Below are 15,341 nucleotides of genomic sequence, written 5' to 3'. Positions count from 1 at the left end.
CCGCGCCATGCTGACTGGAAAACACTTGATCGCCGGGGAATGGGTGGGAAGCGGGGGCAGCTTCACCTCATCGCCCGCCACGGGGGAGGGGGCGGTCTTCGCCGATGGCGGGGCGGCGGAGGTGGATCGCGCAGTGCGGGCGGCGGAAGAGGCCTTCTGGTCCTATTCGGCGCTGCCACGGGCGGCGCGGGCGGCCTTTCTGGAGCGGATCGCGGATGAGATCGAGGCGCGCGGGGCGGAGCTGACGGCGGTTGGATCGGCCGAGACTGGCCTGCCCACGGCGCGGCTGGAAGGGGAGCGGGGGCGGACCACGGGGCAGTTGCGGCTGTTCGCGCGGCATATCCTGACCACGGGTTTTCTGGATCTGCGCCATGATGCGGCGCTGCCCGACCGGCAGCCCTTGCCGCGCCCGGACATCCGCATGATGCAGCGCGCGCTGGGGCCGGTGGCGGTGTTCGGGGCGTCGAACTTCCCTCTGGCCTTCTCGACGGCGGGGGGCGATACGGCCTCGGCGCTTGCGGCGGGCTGTCCGGTGGTGGTGAAGGGGCATCCGGCCCATCCGGGGACGGGCGAGATCGTGGCGCAGGCGGTGGATGCGGCGGTGCAGGCCTGTGGCCTGCATCCGGGCGTGTTCAGCCTGATACAGGGTGTCGGGACGGAATTGGGCACGGCGCTGGTGCAGCATCCCCTGATCTGCGCGGTGGGGTTCACCGGGTCGCTTGGCGGCGGGCGGGCGCTGTTCGACCTGTGCGCGCGGCGGGAGGTGCCGATCCCCTTCTATGGCGAATTGGGGTCGGTGAACCCGGTTTTCCTGCTGCCTGCGGCGCTGGCGGCGCGGGGGGAGGCGATTGCCAAGGGCTGGGCCGCGTCGCTGACGATGGGGGCGGGGCAGTTCTGCACCAATCCGGGCATCGTGGTGGCGATGGCGGGGGCGGAGGGCGATGCCTTCGTCGCGGCGGCAGAGGCGGCGCTGGCGGCGGTCGGGCCGCAGGTGATGCTGACCGACGGGATCGCGGCGGCCTATCGCAGCGGGCGCGACCGGATCGCGGCCACGGCAGGGGTGCGCGAGGTTCTGACCTCGGTTTGCGACCGGCGCCATGCGACGCCCTATCTCTATGAGGTGTCGGGGGCGGATTGGCTTGCGAATGCCGCCTTGGGGCATGAGGTCTTCGGGCCGCTGGGCATGGTGGTGCGCGTCGCGGATGCCGATCAGATGCTGGAGGTGGCGCGGTCGCTGGAGGGGCAGTTGACCTGCACGCTCCAGATGGAGGCGGGCGATACCGATCTGGCGCGGCGCCTGATGCCGGTGCTGGAGCGCAAGGCGGGGCGGGTGCTGGCGAACGGCTTTCCCACCGGGGTGGAGGTCTGCGAGGCGATGGTGCATGGCGGGCCCTATCCGGCCAGCACGAATTTCGGCGCGACCAGCGTGGGGACGATGGCGATCCGCCGCTGGTTGCGGCCGGTGAGCTATCAGAACATGCCGGTGGAGTTGCTGCCCGAGGAGTTGCGGTAATCTTGCGGAGCGGGGCCGGCAGGGCCGTCCCCGCACGCCTTTCCTCTCGCCTCCCGCGCGTGCCGCGCATCCGGCTCGGCTGATGGGGCCCTGCCCCAAACCCCGGGGTATTTGGGCCGAGACGAAGGGCAGGGGTGTCTCGGTTTCGTCGGCGCACTGGGGGGGAAGGCGCGGCGCGCCGAGGGGGGGCGGATGCCCCCCCTGTTGCGACGGGATCAGGCCTCGTCCTTCAGGAGGAGGGCGAGGGCAAGCACCGACAGCGCGACGCCCACGAGGATGAGCGGGGGCGGCGCGGCGCGGCCCATCGCGATTTCCCACAGGATGACCCATGAGGGCACGAGATAGGTATAGGCCATGACCTTGGCCGCGGGCAGGCGCATCGTGGCATATTGCATCAGCACGAAGGTGGCGGCGCTGGCGAAGATCGCGGTGTAGAGGAGCGTCACCCAGACGATGGCGGGCAGGGCGGCCCAGTCGGTGGCGCGGATCGCGGGCAGGCCGGTGGCGGTGAGGATCAGCCAACCCGCCACCATCATCCCGAAGGTGAAGACCACGGCGGGTTCGCCCCGGTTGAGTTTGCGCACCAGGGGCGTGTAGAGCGCATGGGCGACGCAGCCCGCGAAATAGATCGCCTCGCCCGCGCCGATGTGGAAGGCCAGAAGCTTGGCCGGATCGGCGCGGAAGATCACCCAGAGCGCGCCCACGGCACCGATGGCCAGAGCCAGCCCCATCCGCGCGGTCACGCGCTGGCGCAGCGTGAGCCAGCCGAAACCCGCCGCCATGACGGGCGTCAGGGTGAAGACCGCCGCCGTGGCGACGGGTTCTGCTGTCTTGAGGCCCTGAAACATCAGGACGAAATAGGCGGCAAGCAGGCCGCCGAGGATGAGATAGCGCCATGGGGCCTGCAACGCGGCGCGCCTGATCCCCGTGCTGGCGAAGGCGGCGGCGCCGACCAGTGCCCCGGCTATGGCGAAGCGCAGCACCGTCAGCGCCAGCGGATCGATCAGCGGGGCGGCCATGGCGCCAAGGCTGAAGGACCCCGCGACGAGACCCGAGAAGGCGAGCATCGCGAGGTGGCCGCGCTGGGATTGGGTGAGGGTCATGGCGGGCTGCGGGACCGGGTCAGAGGTTCCAGCCCTTGGCCGCCTCTTTCAGCGAAGTGAGGAAGGCCTGCACCTTGCGGGTGCGGTGCAGATCGACATGGGTGACGATCCAGAGCGGCGCCTCCCATTCGGGGCGGGGGGGCATGACCTCGATCAGGTCGGGGTCGTTCTGCGCCTTGTAGGCGGCAAGGAAGCCGAGGCCCAGCCCGCCACGCAGTGCCGCCTCGAAGGCGGCGGGCTCGGTGGCGCGGAAACTGATCCGTTCGGGCGGGACTTGGGCGCGCATCCAGCGGTGGAAGGGGGCGCGGCTGTCGGCTGCATCGGTGCCGATGAAGCGGTGGGCGGGGAAATCGGCCTCGGATTGCGGGAGGCCATGCGCCGCCGCATAGCCGCGCGAGGCGTAGAGACCGGCGCGCATCCGGGCAAGGGGTTGGACCACGTTGTCGGGTTCCTCTGGGGCGGCCCCGGCGCGGATGGCGACATGCGCCTCGCCATAGTCCAGCCGGAAGACGCGCGTATCGGTGAGGAAGCGCAGAAGGATGCCGGGATAGGCGGTCTGGAAACGCGCAAGGACCGGGATCATCAGGTCCGACAGGCCCACGATGGCGGTGACGACCAATTCGCCCGAGACGGTTTCGCCAAGCCCCTTGATGCGCGAGGAGAGCTGGGCGAATTGCTCATCCGTCGTCTGGGCGACAGCGAGCAGGTCGTGGCCTGCCTCGGTGGGCGTGTAGCCGCGCGCGTGGCGCTGGAAGAGCTTGGTCCCCAGCCGCTTTTCCAGCGCGTCGATGTGGCGGATCACGGTGGCATGGTGGACGCCCAGCACCTCGGCCGCGCCCGAGACGGTGCCCAGACGGGCGACCTGATAGGCGGTGCGGATTTCGTCCCAGGTGTCGATGGTCATCCTTGGCGTCCGTGAAAAGATCTTTGCGATATGAGGCGATGCCTGCGCGGGGAATGCAAGGGTGGAATGGGTCTGGACTGTGGGCGAGGACTGGGGCGAGGCTTGACTCGCGGGGGCGCGGGGCGTAGTGGGGCGGGAATTCCCCGGAGGCCCGTGCTTCCGGTCCCGTCGCATTTGCGGGGATCGCCATCCGTCAGCGCGTTGCGCCCACGGGTGCCGTCGCCCTTTGCAGGTGCATTCCCGCCGCCGGATGCCCATATCCGGCAGATCGCAACGAACCCGGAGGGTCGCCATGTTCGAGAGCCTGTCAGAACGCCTTGGTGGTGTCTTCGACCGTCTGACCAAGGCGGGCGCGCTGACCGAGGCGGATGTGGTGGCGGCGCTGCGCGAGGTGCGGGTGGCGCTTCTGGAGGCGGACGTCTCGCTGCCCGTGGCGCGGGACTTCATCAAGCGGGTGCAGGACAAGGCCACCGGCGTGGCGGTGACGAAATCGGTCACGCCGGGGCAGATGGTCGTCAAGATCGTCCATGACGAGTTGATCCGCGTGCTGCAGGGCGAGGGGCCCGCGGATGCGCTGAAGATCGACAATCCGCCTGCCGCCGTTCTGATGGTGGGTTTGCAGGGGTCGGGCAAGACCACGACGACCGCCAAGCTGGCCAAGCGGTTGAAGGAGCGGAACGGGAAGAAGGTCCTGCTGGCCTCGCTTGACACCAACCGTCCGGCCGCGATGGAGCAGCTTGCCATTCTCGGCGCGCAGATCGGGGTGGATTCGCTGCCCATCGTGAAGGGCGAGAGCGCGGTGCAGATCGCCAAGCGGGCGAAGACGCAGGCGAGCCTTGGCGGCTATGATGTGCTGTTCCTCGATACCGCCGGTCGTCTGCATATCGACGAAGTCCTGATGGACGAGGTGCAGGCGGTGCGCGACATCGCCCAGCCGCGCGAGGTGCTGCTGGTTGTCGATGGTCTGACGGGTCAGGACGCGGTGAACGTCGCCACGGAATTCGACGGCAAGGTCGGGATTTCGGGCGTCGTGCTGACGCGGATGGATGGCGACGGTCGCGGCGGTGCGGCGCTGTCGATGCGGGCCATCACCGGAAAGCCCATCCGCTTCGTCGGTCTGGGCGAGAAGATGGACGCGCTGGAAACCTTTGAGGCCGAGCGTGTGGCGGGGCGCATCCTTGGCATGGGCGATATCGTCGCCCTCGTCGAGAAGGCGCAGGAGACCTTCGAGGCCGAGCAGGCCGAGCGGATGGCGAAGCGGTTCGCCAAGGGTCTGTTCAACATGAACGACCTGAAGATGCAGCTTGAGCAGATGGTCAAGATGGGCGGGATGCAGGGCCTGATGGGGATGCTTCCCGGCATGGGCAAGATGCAGGCTGCCGCCGCCGAGGCGGGTCTGGATGACAAGATGCTGAAGCGGCAGATCGCGCTGATCCAGTCGATGACCAAGAAGGAGCGCGCGAACCCCGACCTGTTGCAGGCGAGCCGGAAGAAGCGGATCGCGGCGGGGGCGGGTCTGGACGTGGCCGATCTGAACCGGCTGCTGAAGCAGCACAAGCAGATGGCCGAGATGATGAAGAAGATGGGTAAGGGCGGCATGATGAAGCAGGCCATGCGCCAGATGATGGGCAAGGGCGGGATGCCCGATCCGTCGAAGATGACGCCCGAGCAGCTTGAGGAAGCGGCGAAGGGGATGCGGCAGGGGCTGGGGCAGGGCGGAGGCTTCCCCGGAATGCCGCGCGGGATGACGCTGCCTGCGGGCCTTTCCGGCCTGATGAAGAAGAAGTGAGGCCGCGATGACCGACGCCGCCCAACGTGCCACCGAAATCCTGAAGGAGCATCGCCAGTCGATCGACCGGCTGGATGCGATCCTTGTCTATACGCTGGCGGAGCGGTTCAAGCATACGCAGGCGGTGGGGCAGTTGAAGGCTGCGCATGATCTGCCGCCGAGCGATCCGGCGCGCGAGGCGCGGCAGATGGCGCGGCTGGACCAACTGGCCAAGGAGGCCGATCTGGACCCCGATCTGGCGAAGAAATTCCTGAACTTCATCATCAGCGAAGTCATCAGGCATCACGAGAAACTGCAGAAATAACCCATGACGGTGCGTGACGCACCCGACGAAACCCAAGGAGAAGACTATCATGGCTATGAAGATCCGGCTTGCCCGCGGCGGTTCCAAGAAGCGTCCGCATTATTCCATCGTCGCATCTGACTCGCGCATGCCGCGCGACGGCCGCTTCCTGGAGAAGCTGGGGACCTACAACCCGCTGCTCGCCAAGGACGACGAGAACCGCATCAATATGGACCTCGACCGCGTGAAGCATTGGCTGGGTCAGGGCGCGCAGCCGACCGACCGTATCGCGCGCATGCTGGAAAACGCGGGCGTGCTGCCGAAGAAGGCGCGTAACAACCCGAAATCCGCCGTGCCGGGCAAGCAGATGGCCGAGCGCGCCGCGAAGAAGGCCGCCCGTTCGGCCGCCCCTGCGGAAGAATAAGACCGAAGGCCGGGGGGGCCGCCCATGCGGCCCCCCCCTTTCCTGATCCTGCAACCGGGTGAATGACCATGACGCGACCTGACCGCATCTGTGTCGGTGCCATCGCCGGGTCCTTCGGCGTGCAGGGCGAGGTGCGGCTGAAAAGCTTTTGCGCCGATCCGGAGGCGATTGCCGCCTATGGCCCGCTCTGGACCGAGGATGGAACGCGATCCTTCACCGTGAAATTGACACACGCCTCTGTCTCGGGCGGGGTTGGCGCGCGCCTGTCGGGCGTTGCCACCAAGGAACAGGCCGATGCCTTGAAGGGCGTGCAGCTTTTCGCGGATCGGGACCGGCTGCCTTCGCTGCCGGATGACGAATTCTATCACGCGGATCTGATCGGTCTGACGGCGCAGGATACCGGCGGGGCGACCCTTGGCACGGTGCAGGCGGTGCATAATCACGGCGCGGGGGATATGCTGGAAATCCTTGGCCCGGGGATGAAGTCGGCGCTGCTGGTGCCCTTTACCCTTGCCGTGGTGCCGACCGTCGATCTGGCGGCGGGGCGGATCGTGGTGGACATGCCGGAAGGTCTGGAATGACCGATGAGGCGCCGAAATCGCATGGCCGCCTGAAGGTGCAGGTCAGCCTGCAACCGCGCGACCTGATGGAGGAACCGCGCCGCGTGAAGGGCGCATGGGAGGCGCGGATCGTCACGCTGTTTCCTGAGGCCTTTCCCGGCGTGCTGGGCCTGTCGCTGACGGGCAAGGCGCTGGACCAGGGGCTGTGGCGGCTGGAGACGCTGGACCTGCGGACTTTTGGCGAGGGCAAGCATCGGAATGTGGACGACACGCCCGCGGGCGGTGGCGCGGGGATGGTTCTGCGCGCCGATGTGGTGCATCGCGCGCTGCGGCAGGCGATGAATGGCGCGCCGATGGACCGGGCGCGCTGGCCTGTGGTCTATCTCTCGCCGCGCGGGCGGCGGTTCGATCAGGCGCAGGCGCGGGCCTGGGCGGCGGCAGAGGGGGTGACCGTCCTCTGCGGGCGCTTCGAGGGGGTGGATCAGCGGGTGCTGGATCATTGGGGGATCGAGGAGGTCAGCCTTGGCGATTTCGTCCTGACCGGGGGCGAGATCGCGGCGCAGGCGATGATCGACGCGACGGTGCGGCTGTTGCCCAATGTTCTTGGCAATGCGGCGAGCACCGAGGAGGAGAGTTTCTCCGACGGTTTGCTGGAGCATCCGCAGTATACGCGGCCTGCGGTCTGGGAGGGGCGGGAGATCCCACCCGTGCTGATGTCGGGCCATCACGGCGAGATCGAGAAGTGGCGGCGGGCGGAGCGGGAGCGGCTGACGCAGGAGCGGCGGCCGGATCTCTGGGCGAGGCGGAAGGGGTGAACCCCTTCGAGGCGGGGTGAACCCCGCCCTACGTGCATCCTTGCGAGGATGCAGTCGAGGGGGCCGTTCAATGCGCTTCCGCCCTTGACCGCAAGGGCCATTCGCCCCTATACGCCCCCGGTCCGGGGCGGTTTCGTCATCCGGGCGCGATTCCTTTTGCCTTCTGCTTCCTTCGGCAGGGTCATGGGCAAGGGGGACGTCACAGTCAAAGCAGGCCTGCATCTCTGGCGGGCGCCGTAAGGCGGACCCGATCGAAGACCGAGAGCTCTGGGGCGGCATCACCTTCACGGGCATACCGTGAGCACAGAAAGGATTGCGCATGAACCTGATCGCGCAGATCGAGGCGGAGCAGATCGCCGCCCTGAACAAGACCATCCCGGATTTCAAGGCCGGCGACACCATCCGCGTCGGCTACAAGGTGACCGAAGGCTCGCGTTCGCGCGTGCAGATGTATGAAGGCGTCTGCATCGGCCGCAAGGGCGGGCTGACCATCTCGGCCTCGTTCACCGTCCGCAAGATTTCCTTCGGCGAAGGCGTGGAACGTGTGTTCCCGCTCTATTCGACCAACATCGACTCGATCGAGGTCGTCCGTCGTGGCCGCGTCCGCCGTGCGAAGCTGTATTACCTGCGTTCGCGTCGCGGCAAGTCGGCCCGTATCGCCGAAGTGTCGAACTACAAAGAAAAAGCCGAGTAAGGAGCCGGACCGATGAAAAAGGGCATCCACCCCGACTATCACATGATCACGGTCAAGATGACCGACGGTTCCACCTTCCAGACCCGCACCACCTGGGGCAAGGAAGGCGAGCAGATGGCGCTGGACATCGATCCGCTGGCGCATCCGGCATGGACCGGCCAGTCGGCCAAGCTGATGGACACCGGCGGCCGCGTGTCGAAGTTCAAGAACAAATACGCCGGTCTGGGCTTCTGATCCCTGCCACCGCGCGATGGTTGAACGCCGCCCCGAAACGGGCGGCGTTTTCCATTTCCGGGCCACAAAGGGCTTGCGGATTTCCGCCAACTGGGCCTTATCCCTGTCTCGCCCTGCCTGCGGGAGCAGGGGGCGCGCTCGGGAAGGTTCGGGGGACTGCTGAATGGCGCATATCATCGTCGTGGGGAACGAGAAGGGCGGGTCGGGGAAATCGACCACCTGCATGCATGTCGCCACGGCGCTGGCGCGCATGGGGTTCCGCGTGGGCGCGCTTGACCTTGACCTGCGGCAGCGCAGCTTTGGCCGCTATGTCGAGAACCGCCGCGCCTACATGGCCCGCGCGGGGCTGAGCCTGCCGACCCCGGATTACCGCGAATTGCCGGAAGTGCCGGCGGACCAGTTGCAGGCGGGCGAGAATGCCTTCGACGCGCGGCTGGCGGCTGCGGTGGCGGCGCTGGAGCCCGTTTCGGATTTCATCGTGATCGATTGCCCCGGATCGCATACCCGCCTGTCGCAGGTGGCGCATTCGCTGGCCGATACGCTGATCACGCCGCTGAATGACAGTTTCGTCGATTTCGACCTTCTGGCGCGGGTCGATCCCGAGACGGGCAAGGTGAAGGGCCCGTCGATCTATTCCGAGATGGTCTGGAACGCGCGACAGTTGCGCGCGCAGGCGGGGTTGAAGCCCATCGACTGGATCGTGCTGCGCAACCGCCTTGGCGCGCAGCAGATGCACAACAAGAAGAAGGTGGGCGCGGCGCTGGAGGAATTGTCGCGGCGCATCGGGTTCCGCGTGGCCCCCGGATTCTCCGAACGCGTCATCTTCCGCGAGCTTTTCCCGCGCGGGCTGACGCTGCTGGATCTGCGCGACACGGGCGTGGATCAGTTGAACTTGTCCAACATCGCCGCGCGGCAGGAAGTGCGCGATCTGGTGGCCGAACTCAGACTGCCCGGTGTTCGGGTAGATTTCTGAGGGCGCCCTTGATCGGGCCGGTCTGGGCGGCACGCAGCATTTCGCGCGCGCCGATGCGCTGCAGGCGCAGGTCGAATTGCGGGTCCACCTGCGCGGTTTTGTGCGCGAAGAGCCCCAGTTTCTGAAGCAGGGCAAGACCGAGTTGCATGGCCCATCTCCTGTATTGGCCGGGTAGGCATTTCATTCACATGTCTCACCGTGCCCGCCAAGCTGGGCGAGACTTGGGCAAAGGCAGGGTCTTTCCGGGCCGGAATGACCCTTGCCGCAGGACAATCGGACCGGAACGGCGGCGATCCTGCGGCAAGCGTTTCCATTCCCGTTCCGTGGGGGCCTTGAGGCGCCGCGCCTTGGCATGGCAAGACAGGGTGGCGTCTGCCTAAGAAGGACCCGTCATGCCCAACCTGCTTTTCGATGCACTCTTTGCCCCGCTCGCCGGGCGTGAAACGCCGCTCCTGACCCTGCGCGACGGGCGCGGCATCGGCGGCGACGCCTTCCTGCGGCTGGTCCTGCGGCAGGCCGAGGCGCTGGCAGCGCTGGGTCTGACCAAGGGCGACCGCATCGCGGTGCAGGTCGCCAAGACGCCCGAGGCGCTGGCGCTCTACGGGGCGGCGGTCGCGCTGGGCGCGGCCTTCCTGCCGCTGAACACGGCCTATACCCCGGCGGAGGTGGACTATTTCCTTGGCAATGCCTCGCCCCGCCTTTTCGTCTGCGACGGGGCGCGCGAAGCCGCGCTTGCCCCGGTGGCGGCAGCGCGGGGGGCGCGGCTTCTCACGCTGAATGCCGACGGGACGGGGGGGCTGTCCGATCTGGCGGCGCGGGTCGCGGGGCAGGTGGCCATCGCCGATTGCGCGGGCGACGATCTGGCGGCGATCCTCTATACATCGGGAACGACGGGGCGGTCCAAGGGGGCGATGCTGTCGCATCGCAACCTTCTGTCCAATGCCGAGGTCCTGCTGCGCGAATGGCGCTTTGTCCCCGGCGACGTGCTGCTGCATGCGCTGCCCATCTTCCACACGCATGGGCTTTTCGTGGCCTCGAACCTTGCGCTCTTGGCGGGCGCGCGGATGATCTGGCATCCGGGCTTTGACGCGGGCGCGGTGCTGGACGACCTGCCCAAGGCCAGCGTGATGATGGGCGTGCCCACCTTCTATACCCGCCTGCTGGAGGAGCCGCGCCTGACCCGCGACCTCGTGGGGCATATGCGGCTTTTCATTTCGGGCTCTGCCCCGCTTCTGGCCGAAACGCATGAGGCATGGGAGGCGCGGACCGGCCACCGCATCCTTGAACGCTATGGCATGACCGAGACGAACATGAACACCTCGAACCCCTATGAGGGCGAGCGGCGAGCGGGCACTGTGGGCTTCCCTCTGCCGGGGGTGGAATTGCGCATCCTGACCGAGGGGGGCGAGGCCGCGCCGGAAGAGGTGGGGATGATCGAGGTGCGCGGTCCGAATGTCTTTGGCGGCTATTGGCAGATGCCGGAGAAGACGCGCGAGGAGTTGCGCGAGGATGGCTGGTTCATCACCGGCGATCTGGGGAAGCGCGATGCCGACGGCTATGTGCATATCGTGGGGCGGGCGAAGGATCTGGTGATCACCGGGGGATACAACGTCTATCCCAAGGAGGTGGAACTGGTGCTGGACGATGTGGCGGGCGTGGCCGAAAGCGCGGTGATCGGCGTGCCGCATCCCGATTTCGGCGAGGCGGTCTTTGCCGTGCTGGTGCCGCAGAAGGGCGTGGCGCTGGATGCGGCGGCGGTGCTGGGCGCGATTGCCGGGCAATTGGCACGCTTCAAGCAGCCCAAGGCGGCGGTGGTGGTGGACAACCTGCCGCGCAATACGATGGGCAAGGTGCAGAAGAACCTTCTGCGGGACCAGTACGGCAGGTGGTTCGCGGGGTAAGGCGAAATCTGACGCAGATTTCGCGGCGATTTCTGCATGCAGAAATCGTCTGGACATGTGAGGCCACGGGTGCAGTGCGGAATTTGCGCCAAATTCCGCCGAGTTTTCTGCGTCAGAAAACGCCTTCGCGATCCGGGTCGAGTTCGGTTTCCAGAAACCGCTCAAAGGCGTCCAGATCCACCGGATCGAACTGCCCGAAGCCCTGCATCCAGACCGAGGCCGCGCGCAGGGCATCGGGCTCCAGCTTGCACCACTTTACCCGCCCCCGCTTTTCCTGTGTGATCAGCCCCGCCTCCGCCAGCACGGCAAGATGCTTGGATATCGCGGCAAGCGACATGGCGAAGGGTTCGGCCACATCGGTGACCGCCATGTCATCCTCCAGAAGCATCGTCAGGATCGCGCGGCGCGTGGGATCGGCCAGCGCGGCAAAGACGGTGTCCAAGGGGTCGGGCGGGGCATCGCTCATGCGGCATCTTTGCGGGGGCGGGGGGAAATCGTCAACCATCCGGTTGAATATGCCGCAATGCCGCATCCTCCGTGGCCGGGGCGCAGGGCGATCTGCCGCGCCTTTCGAAAGTGTATATTTATCAGGCACTTGACGATCACCCGCCGGGGGATTTCGCGGCTTGACTCACAGGGGTTGCCTCCGTAGGTTCCGCCCGACTGTTCTGGGGGCCCCCAAGCATGGCTGACGATCCCGATCCCGCACGTCTTGCGGCGCTGGAGGAGAAACTGGCCAAGGCGAAGGTCGCGGTCGAAGGGCCGCGCAAGCGCCATCAGGACAACCAGTATTCGCAGGCCCAACTCGCCTGGCGGATGGTGGTGGAGCTTGTGGCCGGTCTCGCGATCGGCTTCGGCATCGGATACGGGCTTGATACCCTCTTCGGGACCATGCCCATCTTTCTGGTGCTGTTCATCTTCGCTGGGCTGGCAGCCGGTGTGAAAACCATGCTGCGATCCGCGAAGGAAGTGCAGGAACGCAAGGCGGCCGAGGCCGCCGCAGAAGAGGGCTAGGAACGTGGCGGAAGAGGCGCATAGCGAAGGCGGTCTGGTGTTTCACCCGATGGACCAGTTCATCGTGAAGCCGCTGTTCGGCGATGGACCGGTGGAATGGTACACGCCGACCAACGTGACGCTCTGGCTTGGCCTTGCGGTGCTGTGCACCGTGGCGCTCTTCGTGCTGGGCACGCGGGGCCGCGCGATCATCCCGACGCGGGTGCAATCGGTGGCCGAACTCGCCTATGGCTTCATCTACAAGATGGTGGAAGACATCGCGGGGCCGGAAGGCGCGCGCTATTTCCCGAAGATCTTCACGCTCTTCGTCTTCATCATCATGACGAACTACCTCGCGCTGATCCCTATGTCCTTCAGCCCCACCTCGCACATCGCGGCAACGGCGGTTCTGGGCTTCGGCGTGTTCTTCGCGGTGACGGCGCTGGGCTTCATCAAGAACGGCACGCATTTCCTCGGCCTGTTCTGGATGTCGGAGGCGCCGCTGATCCTGCGCCCGATCATCGCGGTGATCGAAGTCATCTCTTACTTCGTGCGTCCCGTCAGCCACTCCATCCGTCTGGCTGGGAACATCATGGCGGGCCATACCGTGATCAAGGTCTTCGCGGCCTTCGCCGGTGTGGCGGCGCTGTCGCCCGTGTCTGTCTTCGCCATCGTGGCGATCTACGGGCTCGAGGTGCTGGTGGCCTTCATCCAGGCCTATGTCTTTACCATCCTGACCTGCGTCTATCTGCGGGATGCCCTGCATCCCGGCCACTGACGCGCGGTCGGTCCCTCATCCGCAGCATTCCATCGTAAGGAGAAAATCATGGAAGGCGAACTCGCAAGCTTGGGTCAGTTCATCGGTGCCGGCTTCGCTGCCATCGGTTCGGGCCTCGCCGCCATCGGCGTCGGCAATGTCGCCGGCAACTTCCTGGCGGGCGCCCTGCGCAACCCGTCGGCTGCTGGTGGTCAGACCGCCACGCTGTTCATCGGTCTGGCCTTCGCGGAAGCTCTGGGGATCTTCGCGTTCCTCGTCGCGCTTCTGCTGATGTTCGCCGTCTGATCCCGCTTCGAATCCTTACGTGAGGAGGGTGCGCCGGGGAACCGGCGCCCCTTCGAAGTTCAAAGGGTCCGACGGAGGACAAGATGGCTACTGAATCTACCGCCGCCGCTGCCGGTACCTGCGTCAACGACGCGGGTGGCGCGATCGGCATGCCGCAACTCTGCGTCGAGTGGATGCCGAACCAGATCTTCTGGTTGGTCGTCGCACTGGTCGTCATCTATCTGGTCCTGTCGCGCATCGCCCTGCCGCGCATCGGCGGCGTTTTGGCGGAACGCAAGGGCACGATCACCAACGACCTGACCGCTGCCGAGGAATTGAAGGCCAAGGCCGTCGAGGCCGAGAAGGCCTATCAAGACGCCTTGACGCGCGCCCGGACCGAGGCCGCCAAGATCGTCGCCGAAGCACGGGCCGAGATCCAGAAGGACCTCGACGCGGCAACGGCCAAGGCGGATGCCGAAATCGCGGCCAAGGTCGCGGAATCGGAAACCCGCATCGGCGAGATCCGTGCTGGCGCTCTGGAAGCCGTGACCGAGGTGGCGAAGGATACCGCCAAGGAACTGGTGGCCGCGATGGGCGGCAAGGCGGATGCGCGGTCGGTAACGGCTGCCGTGACCGCGCGACTGAAAGGGTGATCCGATGAAGAAGTTCGTGGCCATTCTGGCGCTGACCGCTTCGCCCGCCTTCGCGGCGGGGGACAAGCCCTTCTTCTCGCTCTCGAACACCGATTTCGTGGTGTCGATCGGCTTCCTCGTCTTTATCGGCATCCTGCTTTACTACAAGGTGCCGGGTCTTCTGGGCCGCATGCTGGACAACCGCGCCGCTCAGATCAAGGCCGAGCTGGAAGAGGCCCGCGCCCTGCGTGACGAGGCCAAGGCCGTTCTCGCCGCCTATGAGAAAAAGCAGAAGGACGTGCAGGAGCAGTCCGAGCGCATCGTCGCCTCTGCCAAGGAAGAGGCGATGAACGCGGCGGCGCAGGCCAAGGCGGACCTCAAGGCCTCCATCGCCCGCCGTCTGGCCGCGGCGGAAGAGCAGATCGCCTCGGCCGAGGCATCGGCAATCCGCGAAGTGCGCGAGAAGGCCATCGCGGTGGCCGTGGCAGCCGCAGGCGACGTGCTGTCCAAGCAGATGACGGCCGAGGGGGCCGCGGCCTCTATCGACGCCGCCATCGCGCAGGTCGAAGCCAAGCTGCACTGATCACGGCCCTTCGGGCGACGCTTTCGGAAACCCGGCCCCCCGTGGGCCGGGTTTTCGTTTCAGCGGCCCTGTTCGTGTTCCAATCGCTGGCGCGCCACGGCCTCGTTCCGTTCGGCGCGGAACTGTTCCGACAGGGCGGTTTCGACGAAACCCAGATGCGCCTCGACCGCCGCGCGCGCGGCGGCAGGGTCGCGCGCCTGCAGCGCCGCGTTGATGGTGCGGTGCTGGTCCAGCAGGGCCTCGCGCGTGGTGCGGGCCTTGAACATCATCTGCCGATTGTAGAACACCCCCTGCCGGAGCAGGTCGAACATCGACCGCATCATGTGCAGCATCACCACATTGTGGCTGGCCTCGATGATGGCCATGTGAAATTGCGCATCCAGCGCGGCCTCGTCCGACGGGTCGCGCTTGCCATGCGCGGCCTCCATCTTTTCCAGAATGGCCGCGATCACCCGCAGGTCGGTATCCGATCCCAGCCGCGCCGCACGCTCGGCCGCCAGCCCCTCCATGTCGCGGCGGAAGGCCAGATAGTCGAACACCGCTTCGTCATGGCGGGCAAAAAGCTCCACCAGCGCGGGCGAGAAGGCCGATCCGAGGACATCCGCGACATAGACCCCGGCATTCGGGCGGGTGGCCAGCAAGCCGCGATCCTGCAGGTCTGCGATGGCCTCGCGCAGCGAGGGGCGCGAGACATCCATCCGTTCCGCCAGTTCCCGTTCTGAGGGCAGGCGCTCTCCGGGGCGCAGGATGCCGCGCAGGATCAGGAGTTCGATCTGGCGCACGACGCTTTGCGATAGCTTTTCGGTCTGGACCTTGTGGAACGGCATGGGAACCCCGGCGGATTGGTCGGAATTTATGACCAGAATGCGGGGTTTCACAATGCAAAAAGGCCGGGCAC

The 15,341-nt window shown here is 66.6% G+C and carries 20 protein-coding genes; 15 read left to right on the top strand and 5 right to left on the bottom strand.

Annotated features, from left to right (window positions below):
• The first annotated feature begins 7 nt into the window (after positions 1-7).
• Entirely contained in the window at positions 8-1,513 is a 1,506-nt protein-coding gene (locus TabM4_RS16270; protein ID WP_434614702.1) for an aldehyde dehydrogenase (NADP(+)), read from the top strand.
• 215 nt (positions 1,514-1,728) lie between these two features.
• On the opposite strand, the gene TabM4_RS16265 is transcribed toward TabM4_RS16270, so the two are convergent.
• Both TabM4_RS16265 and TabM4_RS16260 read right to left on the bottom strand, forming a co-directional pair.
• Positions 1,729-2,616 (bottom strand): DMT family transporter, encoded by an 888-nt coding sequence (locus TabM4_RS16265; protein WP_434614699.1) that lies wholly within the window; start codon positions 2,614-2,616, stop codon positions 1,729-1,731.
• A 19-nt stretch (positions 2,617-2,635) separates the two neighbouring features.
• Positions 2,636-3,520: a LysR family transcriptional regulator gene (locus TabM4_RS16260; protein ID WP_434614696.1), complete on the bottom strand. Its 885-nt coding sequence runs from the start codon at positions 3,518-3,520 to the stop codon at positions 2,636-2,638.
• 292 nt (positions 3,521-3,812) lie between these two features.
• On the opposite strand from TabM4_RS16260, the gene ffh reads away from it, so the two are divergent.
• The 8 genes from ffh to TabM4_RS16220 all read left to right on the top strand — a co-directional run bounded on the left by ffh (position 3,813) and on the right by TabM4_RS16220 (position 9,292).
• Positions 3,813-5,309: a signal recognition particle protein gene (gene ffh / locus TabM4_RS16255; RefSeq protein ID WP_434614693.1), complete on the top strand. Its 1,497-nt coding sequence runs from the start codon at positions 3,813-3,815 to the stop codon at positions 5,307-5,309.
• Positions 5,310-5,316: 7 nt separating this feature from the next.
• Positions 5,317-5,613 (top strand): chorismate mutase, encoded by a 297-nt coding sequence (locus tag TabM4_RS16250; RefSeq protein ID WP_434614690.1) that lies wholly within the window; start codon positions 5,317-5,319, stop codon positions 5,611-5,613.
• Between the two features lie 49 nt (positions 5,614-5,662).
• Positions 5,663-6,016, top strand: a complete 354-nt coding sequence (rpsP, locus tag TabM4_RS16245; RefSeq protein WP_434614687.1) for a 30S ribosomal protein S16 — start codon at positions 5,663-5,665, stop codon at positions 6,014-6,016.
• Between the two features lie 68 nt (positions 6,017-6,084).
• Entirely contained in the window at positions 6,085-6,597 is a 513-nt protein-coding gene (rimM, locus tag TabM4_RS16240) for a ribosome maturation factor RimM (protein ID WP_434614684.1), read from the top strand.
• The gene (gene trmD, locus TabM4_RS16235) at positions 6,594-7,391 is read left to right on the top strand and encodes a tRNA (guanosine(37)-N1)-methyltransferase TrmD (RefSeq protein WP_434614682.1); all 798 of its coding nucleotides are present in this window, start codon (positions 6,594-6,596) and stop codon (positions 7,389-7,391) included. The genes rimM and trmD overlap by 4 nt, the downstream gene beginning before the upstream one ends.
• Positions 7,392-7,710: 319 nt before the next feature.
• Positions 7,711-8,085 (top strand): 50S ribosomal protein L19, encoded by a 375-nt coding sequence (gene rplS / locus TabM4_RS16230; RefSeq protein WP_434614679.1) that lies wholly within the window; start codon positions 7,711-7,713, stop codon positions 8,083-8,085.
• Positions 8,086-8,097: 12 nt separating this feature from the next.
• The gene (rpmE, locus tag TabM4_RS16225; protein ID WP_023665618.1) at positions 8,098-8,319 is read left to right on the top strand and encodes a 50S ribosomal protein L31; all 222 of its coding nucleotides are present in this window, start codon (positions 8,098-8,100) and stop codon (positions 8,317-8,319) included.
• A gap of 163 nt (positions 8,320-8,482) precedes the next feature.
• A complete protein-coding gene (locus TabM4_RS16220) occupies positions 8,483-9,292 on the top strand; it encodes a division plane positioning ATPase MipZ (RefSeq protein WP_434614676.1) in 810 nt (269 codons plus the stop codon).
• Here TabM4_RS16220 and TabM4_RS16215 read toward each other — a convergent pair.
• A complete protein-coding gene (locus TabM4_RS16215) occupies positions 9,261-9,440 on the bottom strand; it encodes a hypothetical protein (RefSeq protein ID WP_434614673.1) in 180 nt (59 codons plus the stop codon). The two genes, TabM4_RS16220 and TabM4_RS16215, sit on opposite strands and share 32 nt — an antisense overlap.
• A 244-nt stretch (positions 9,441-9,684) precedes the next feature.
• Between TabM4_RS16215 and TabM4_RS16210 the strand changes: the two genes are divergently transcribed.
• Positions 9,685-11,193, top strand: a complete 1,509-nt coding sequence (locus tag TabM4_RS16210) for a malonate--CoA ligase (protein WP_434614670.1) — start codon at positions 9,685-9,687, stop codon at positions 11,191-11,193.
• A gap of 112 nt (positions 11,194-11,305) precedes the next feature.
• Here the strand turns inward: TabM4_RS16210 and TabM4_RS16205 are convergent, their stop codons facing one another.
• Complete coding sequence (locus TabM4_RS16205) at positions 11,306-11,659, bottom strand: ArsR/SmtB family transcription factor (RefSeq protein ID WP_434614667.1); 354 nt, start codon at positions 11,657-11,659, stop codon at positions 11,306-11,308.
• 218 nt (positions 11,660-11,877) lie between these two features.
• Between TabM4_RS16205 and TabM4_RS16200 the strand changes: the two genes are divergently transcribed.
• The 5 genes from TabM4_RS16200 (at position 11,878) to TabM4_RS16180 (ending at position 14,443) form a co-directional block, all read left to right on the top strand.
• Complete coding sequence (locus TabM4_RS16200; RefSeq protein WP_434614664.1) at positions 11,878-12,207, top strand: AtpZ/AtpI family protein; 330 nt, start codon at positions 11,878-11,880, stop codon at positions 12,205-12,207.
• Between the two features lie 4 nt (positions 12,208-12,211).
• Complete coding sequence (locus TabM4_RS16195) at positions 12,212-12,964, top strand: F0F1 ATP synthase subunit A (RefSeq protein ID WP_434614661.1); 753 nt, start codon at positions 12,212-12,214, stop codon at positions 12,962-12,964.
• A 48-nt stretch (positions 12,965-13,012) separates the two neighbouring features.
• Positions 13,013-13,249, top strand: a complete 237-nt coding sequence (locus TabM4_RS16190; protein ID WP_434614658.1) for a F0F1 ATP synthase subunit C — start codon at positions 13,013-13,015, stop codon at positions 13,247-13,249.
• A gap of 83 nt (positions 13,250-13,332) precedes the next feature.
• Positions 13,333-13,881 (top strand): F0F1 ATP synthase subunit B', encoded by a 549-nt coding sequence (locus TabM4_RS16185; protein WP_434614656.1) that lies wholly within the window; start codon positions 13,333-13,335, stop codon positions 13,879-13,881.
• Positions 13,882-13,885: 4 nt separating this feature from the next.
• Entirely contained in the window at positions 13,886-14,443 is a 558-nt protein-coding gene (locus TabM4_RS16180) for a F0F1 ATP synthase subunit B (protein ID WP_434614653.1), read from the top strand.
• 59 nt (positions 14,444-14,502) lie between these two features.
• On the opposite strand, the gene TabM4_RS16175 is transcribed toward TabM4_RS16180, so the two are convergent.
• Positions 14,503-15,270 (bottom strand): FCD domain-containing protein, encoded by a 768-nt coding sequence (locus TabM4_RS16175; protein WP_434614650.1) that lies wholly within the window; start codon positions 15,268-15,270, stop codon positions 14,503-14,505.
• Between the last annotated feature and the right edge of the window lie 71 nt (positions 15,271-15,341).

Origin of the sequence: Tabrizicola sp. M-4 (genome assembly GCF_051132405.1) — a bacterium.
Lineage (GTDB): Bacteria > Pseudomonadota > Alphaproteobacteria > Rhodobacterales > Rhodobacteraceae > Paragemmobacter.
The sequence above is the reverse complement of the archived record's forward strand: the minus strand, read 5'-3'. Positions and strand labels throughout refer to the sequence as shown.

What these genes read in the sequence shown, in the direction of transcription:
- rplS (WP_434614679.1), top strand. Translation starts at nt 7,711, where the DNA reads ATGAACCTGATCGCGCAGATCGAGGCGGAGCAGATCGCCGCCCTGAAC.
- TabM4_RS16215 (WP_434614673.1), bottom strand. Translation starts at nt 9,440, where the DNA reads ATGCAACTCGGTCTTGCCCTGCTTCAGAAACTGGGGCTCTTCGCGCAC.
- TabM4_RS16190 (WP_434614658.1), top strand. Translation starts at nt 13,013, where the DNA reads ATGGAAGGCGAACTCGCAAGCTTGGGTCAGTTCATCGGTGCCGGCTTC.
- TabM4_RS16265 (WP_434614699.1), bottom strand. Translation starts at nt 2,616, where the DNA reads ATGACCCTCACCCAATCCCAGCGCGGCCACCTCGCGATGCTCGCCTTC.
- rpmE (WP_023665618.1), top strand. Translation starts at nt 8,098, where the DNA reads ATGAAAAAGGGCATCCACCCCGACTATCACATGATCACGGTCAAGATG.
- rpsP (WP_434614687.1), top strand. Translation starts at nt 5,663, where the DNA reads ATGGCTATGAAGATCCGGCTTGCCCGCGGCGGTTCCAAGAAGCGTCCG.
- TabM4_RS16210 (WP_434614670.1), top strand. Translation starts at nt 9,685, where the DNA reads ATGCCCAACCTGCTTTTCGATGCACTCTTTGCCCCGCTCGCCGGGCGT.
- TabM4_RS16180 (WP_434614653.1), top strand. Translation starts at nt 13,886, where the DNA reads ATGAAGAAGTTCGTGGCCATTCTGGCGCTGACCGCTTCGCCCGCCTTC.
- TabM4_RS16185 (WP_434614656.1), top strand. Translation starts at nt 13,333, where the DNA reads ATGGCTACTGAATCTACCGCCGCCGCTGCCGGTACCTGCGTCAACGAC.
- ffh (WP_434614693.1), top strand. Translation starts at nt 3,813, where the DNA reads ATGTTCGAGAGCCTGTCAGAACGCCTTGGTGGTGTCTTCGACCGTCTG.
- TabM4_RS16200 (WP_434614664.1), top strand. Translation starts at nt 11,878, where the DNA reads ATGGCTGACGATCCCGATCCCGCACGTCTTGCGGCGCTGGAGGAGAAA.
- TabM4_RS16220 (WP_434614676.1), top strand. Translation starts at nt 8,483, where the DNA reads ATGGCGCATATCATCGTCGTGGGGAACGAGAAGGGCGGGTCGGGGAAA.
- TabM4_RS16260 (WP_434614696.1), bottom strand. Translation starts at nt 3,520, where the DNA reads ATGACCATCGACACCTGGGACGAAATCCGCACCGCCTATCAGGTCGCC.
- rimM (WP_434614684.1), top strand. Translation starts at nt 6,085, where the DNA reads ATGACGCGACCTGACCGCATCTGTGTCGGTGCCATCGCCGGGTCCTTC.
- TabM4_RS16175 (WP_434614650.1), bottom strand. Translation starts at nt 15,270, where the DNA reads ATGCCGTTCCACAAGGTCCAGACCGAAAAGCTATCGCAAAGCGTCGTG.
- trmD (WP_434614682.1), top strand. Translation starts at nt 6,594, where the DNA reads ATGACCGATGAGGCGCCGAAATCGCATGGCCGCCTGAAGGTGCAGGTC.
- TabM4_RS16270 (WP_434614702.1), top strand. Translation starts at nt 8, where the DNA reads ATGCTGACTGGAAAACACTTGATCGCCGGGGAATGGGTGGGAAGCGGG.
- TabM4_RS16250 (WP_434614690.1), top strand. Translation starts at nt 5,317, where the DNA reads ATGACCGACGCCGCCCAACGTGCCACCGAAATCCTGAAGGAGCATCGC.
- TabM4_RS16205 (WP_434614667.1), bottom strand. Translation starts at nt 11,659, where the DNA reads ATGAGCGATGCCCCGCCCGACCCCTTGGACACCGTCTTTGCCGCGCTG.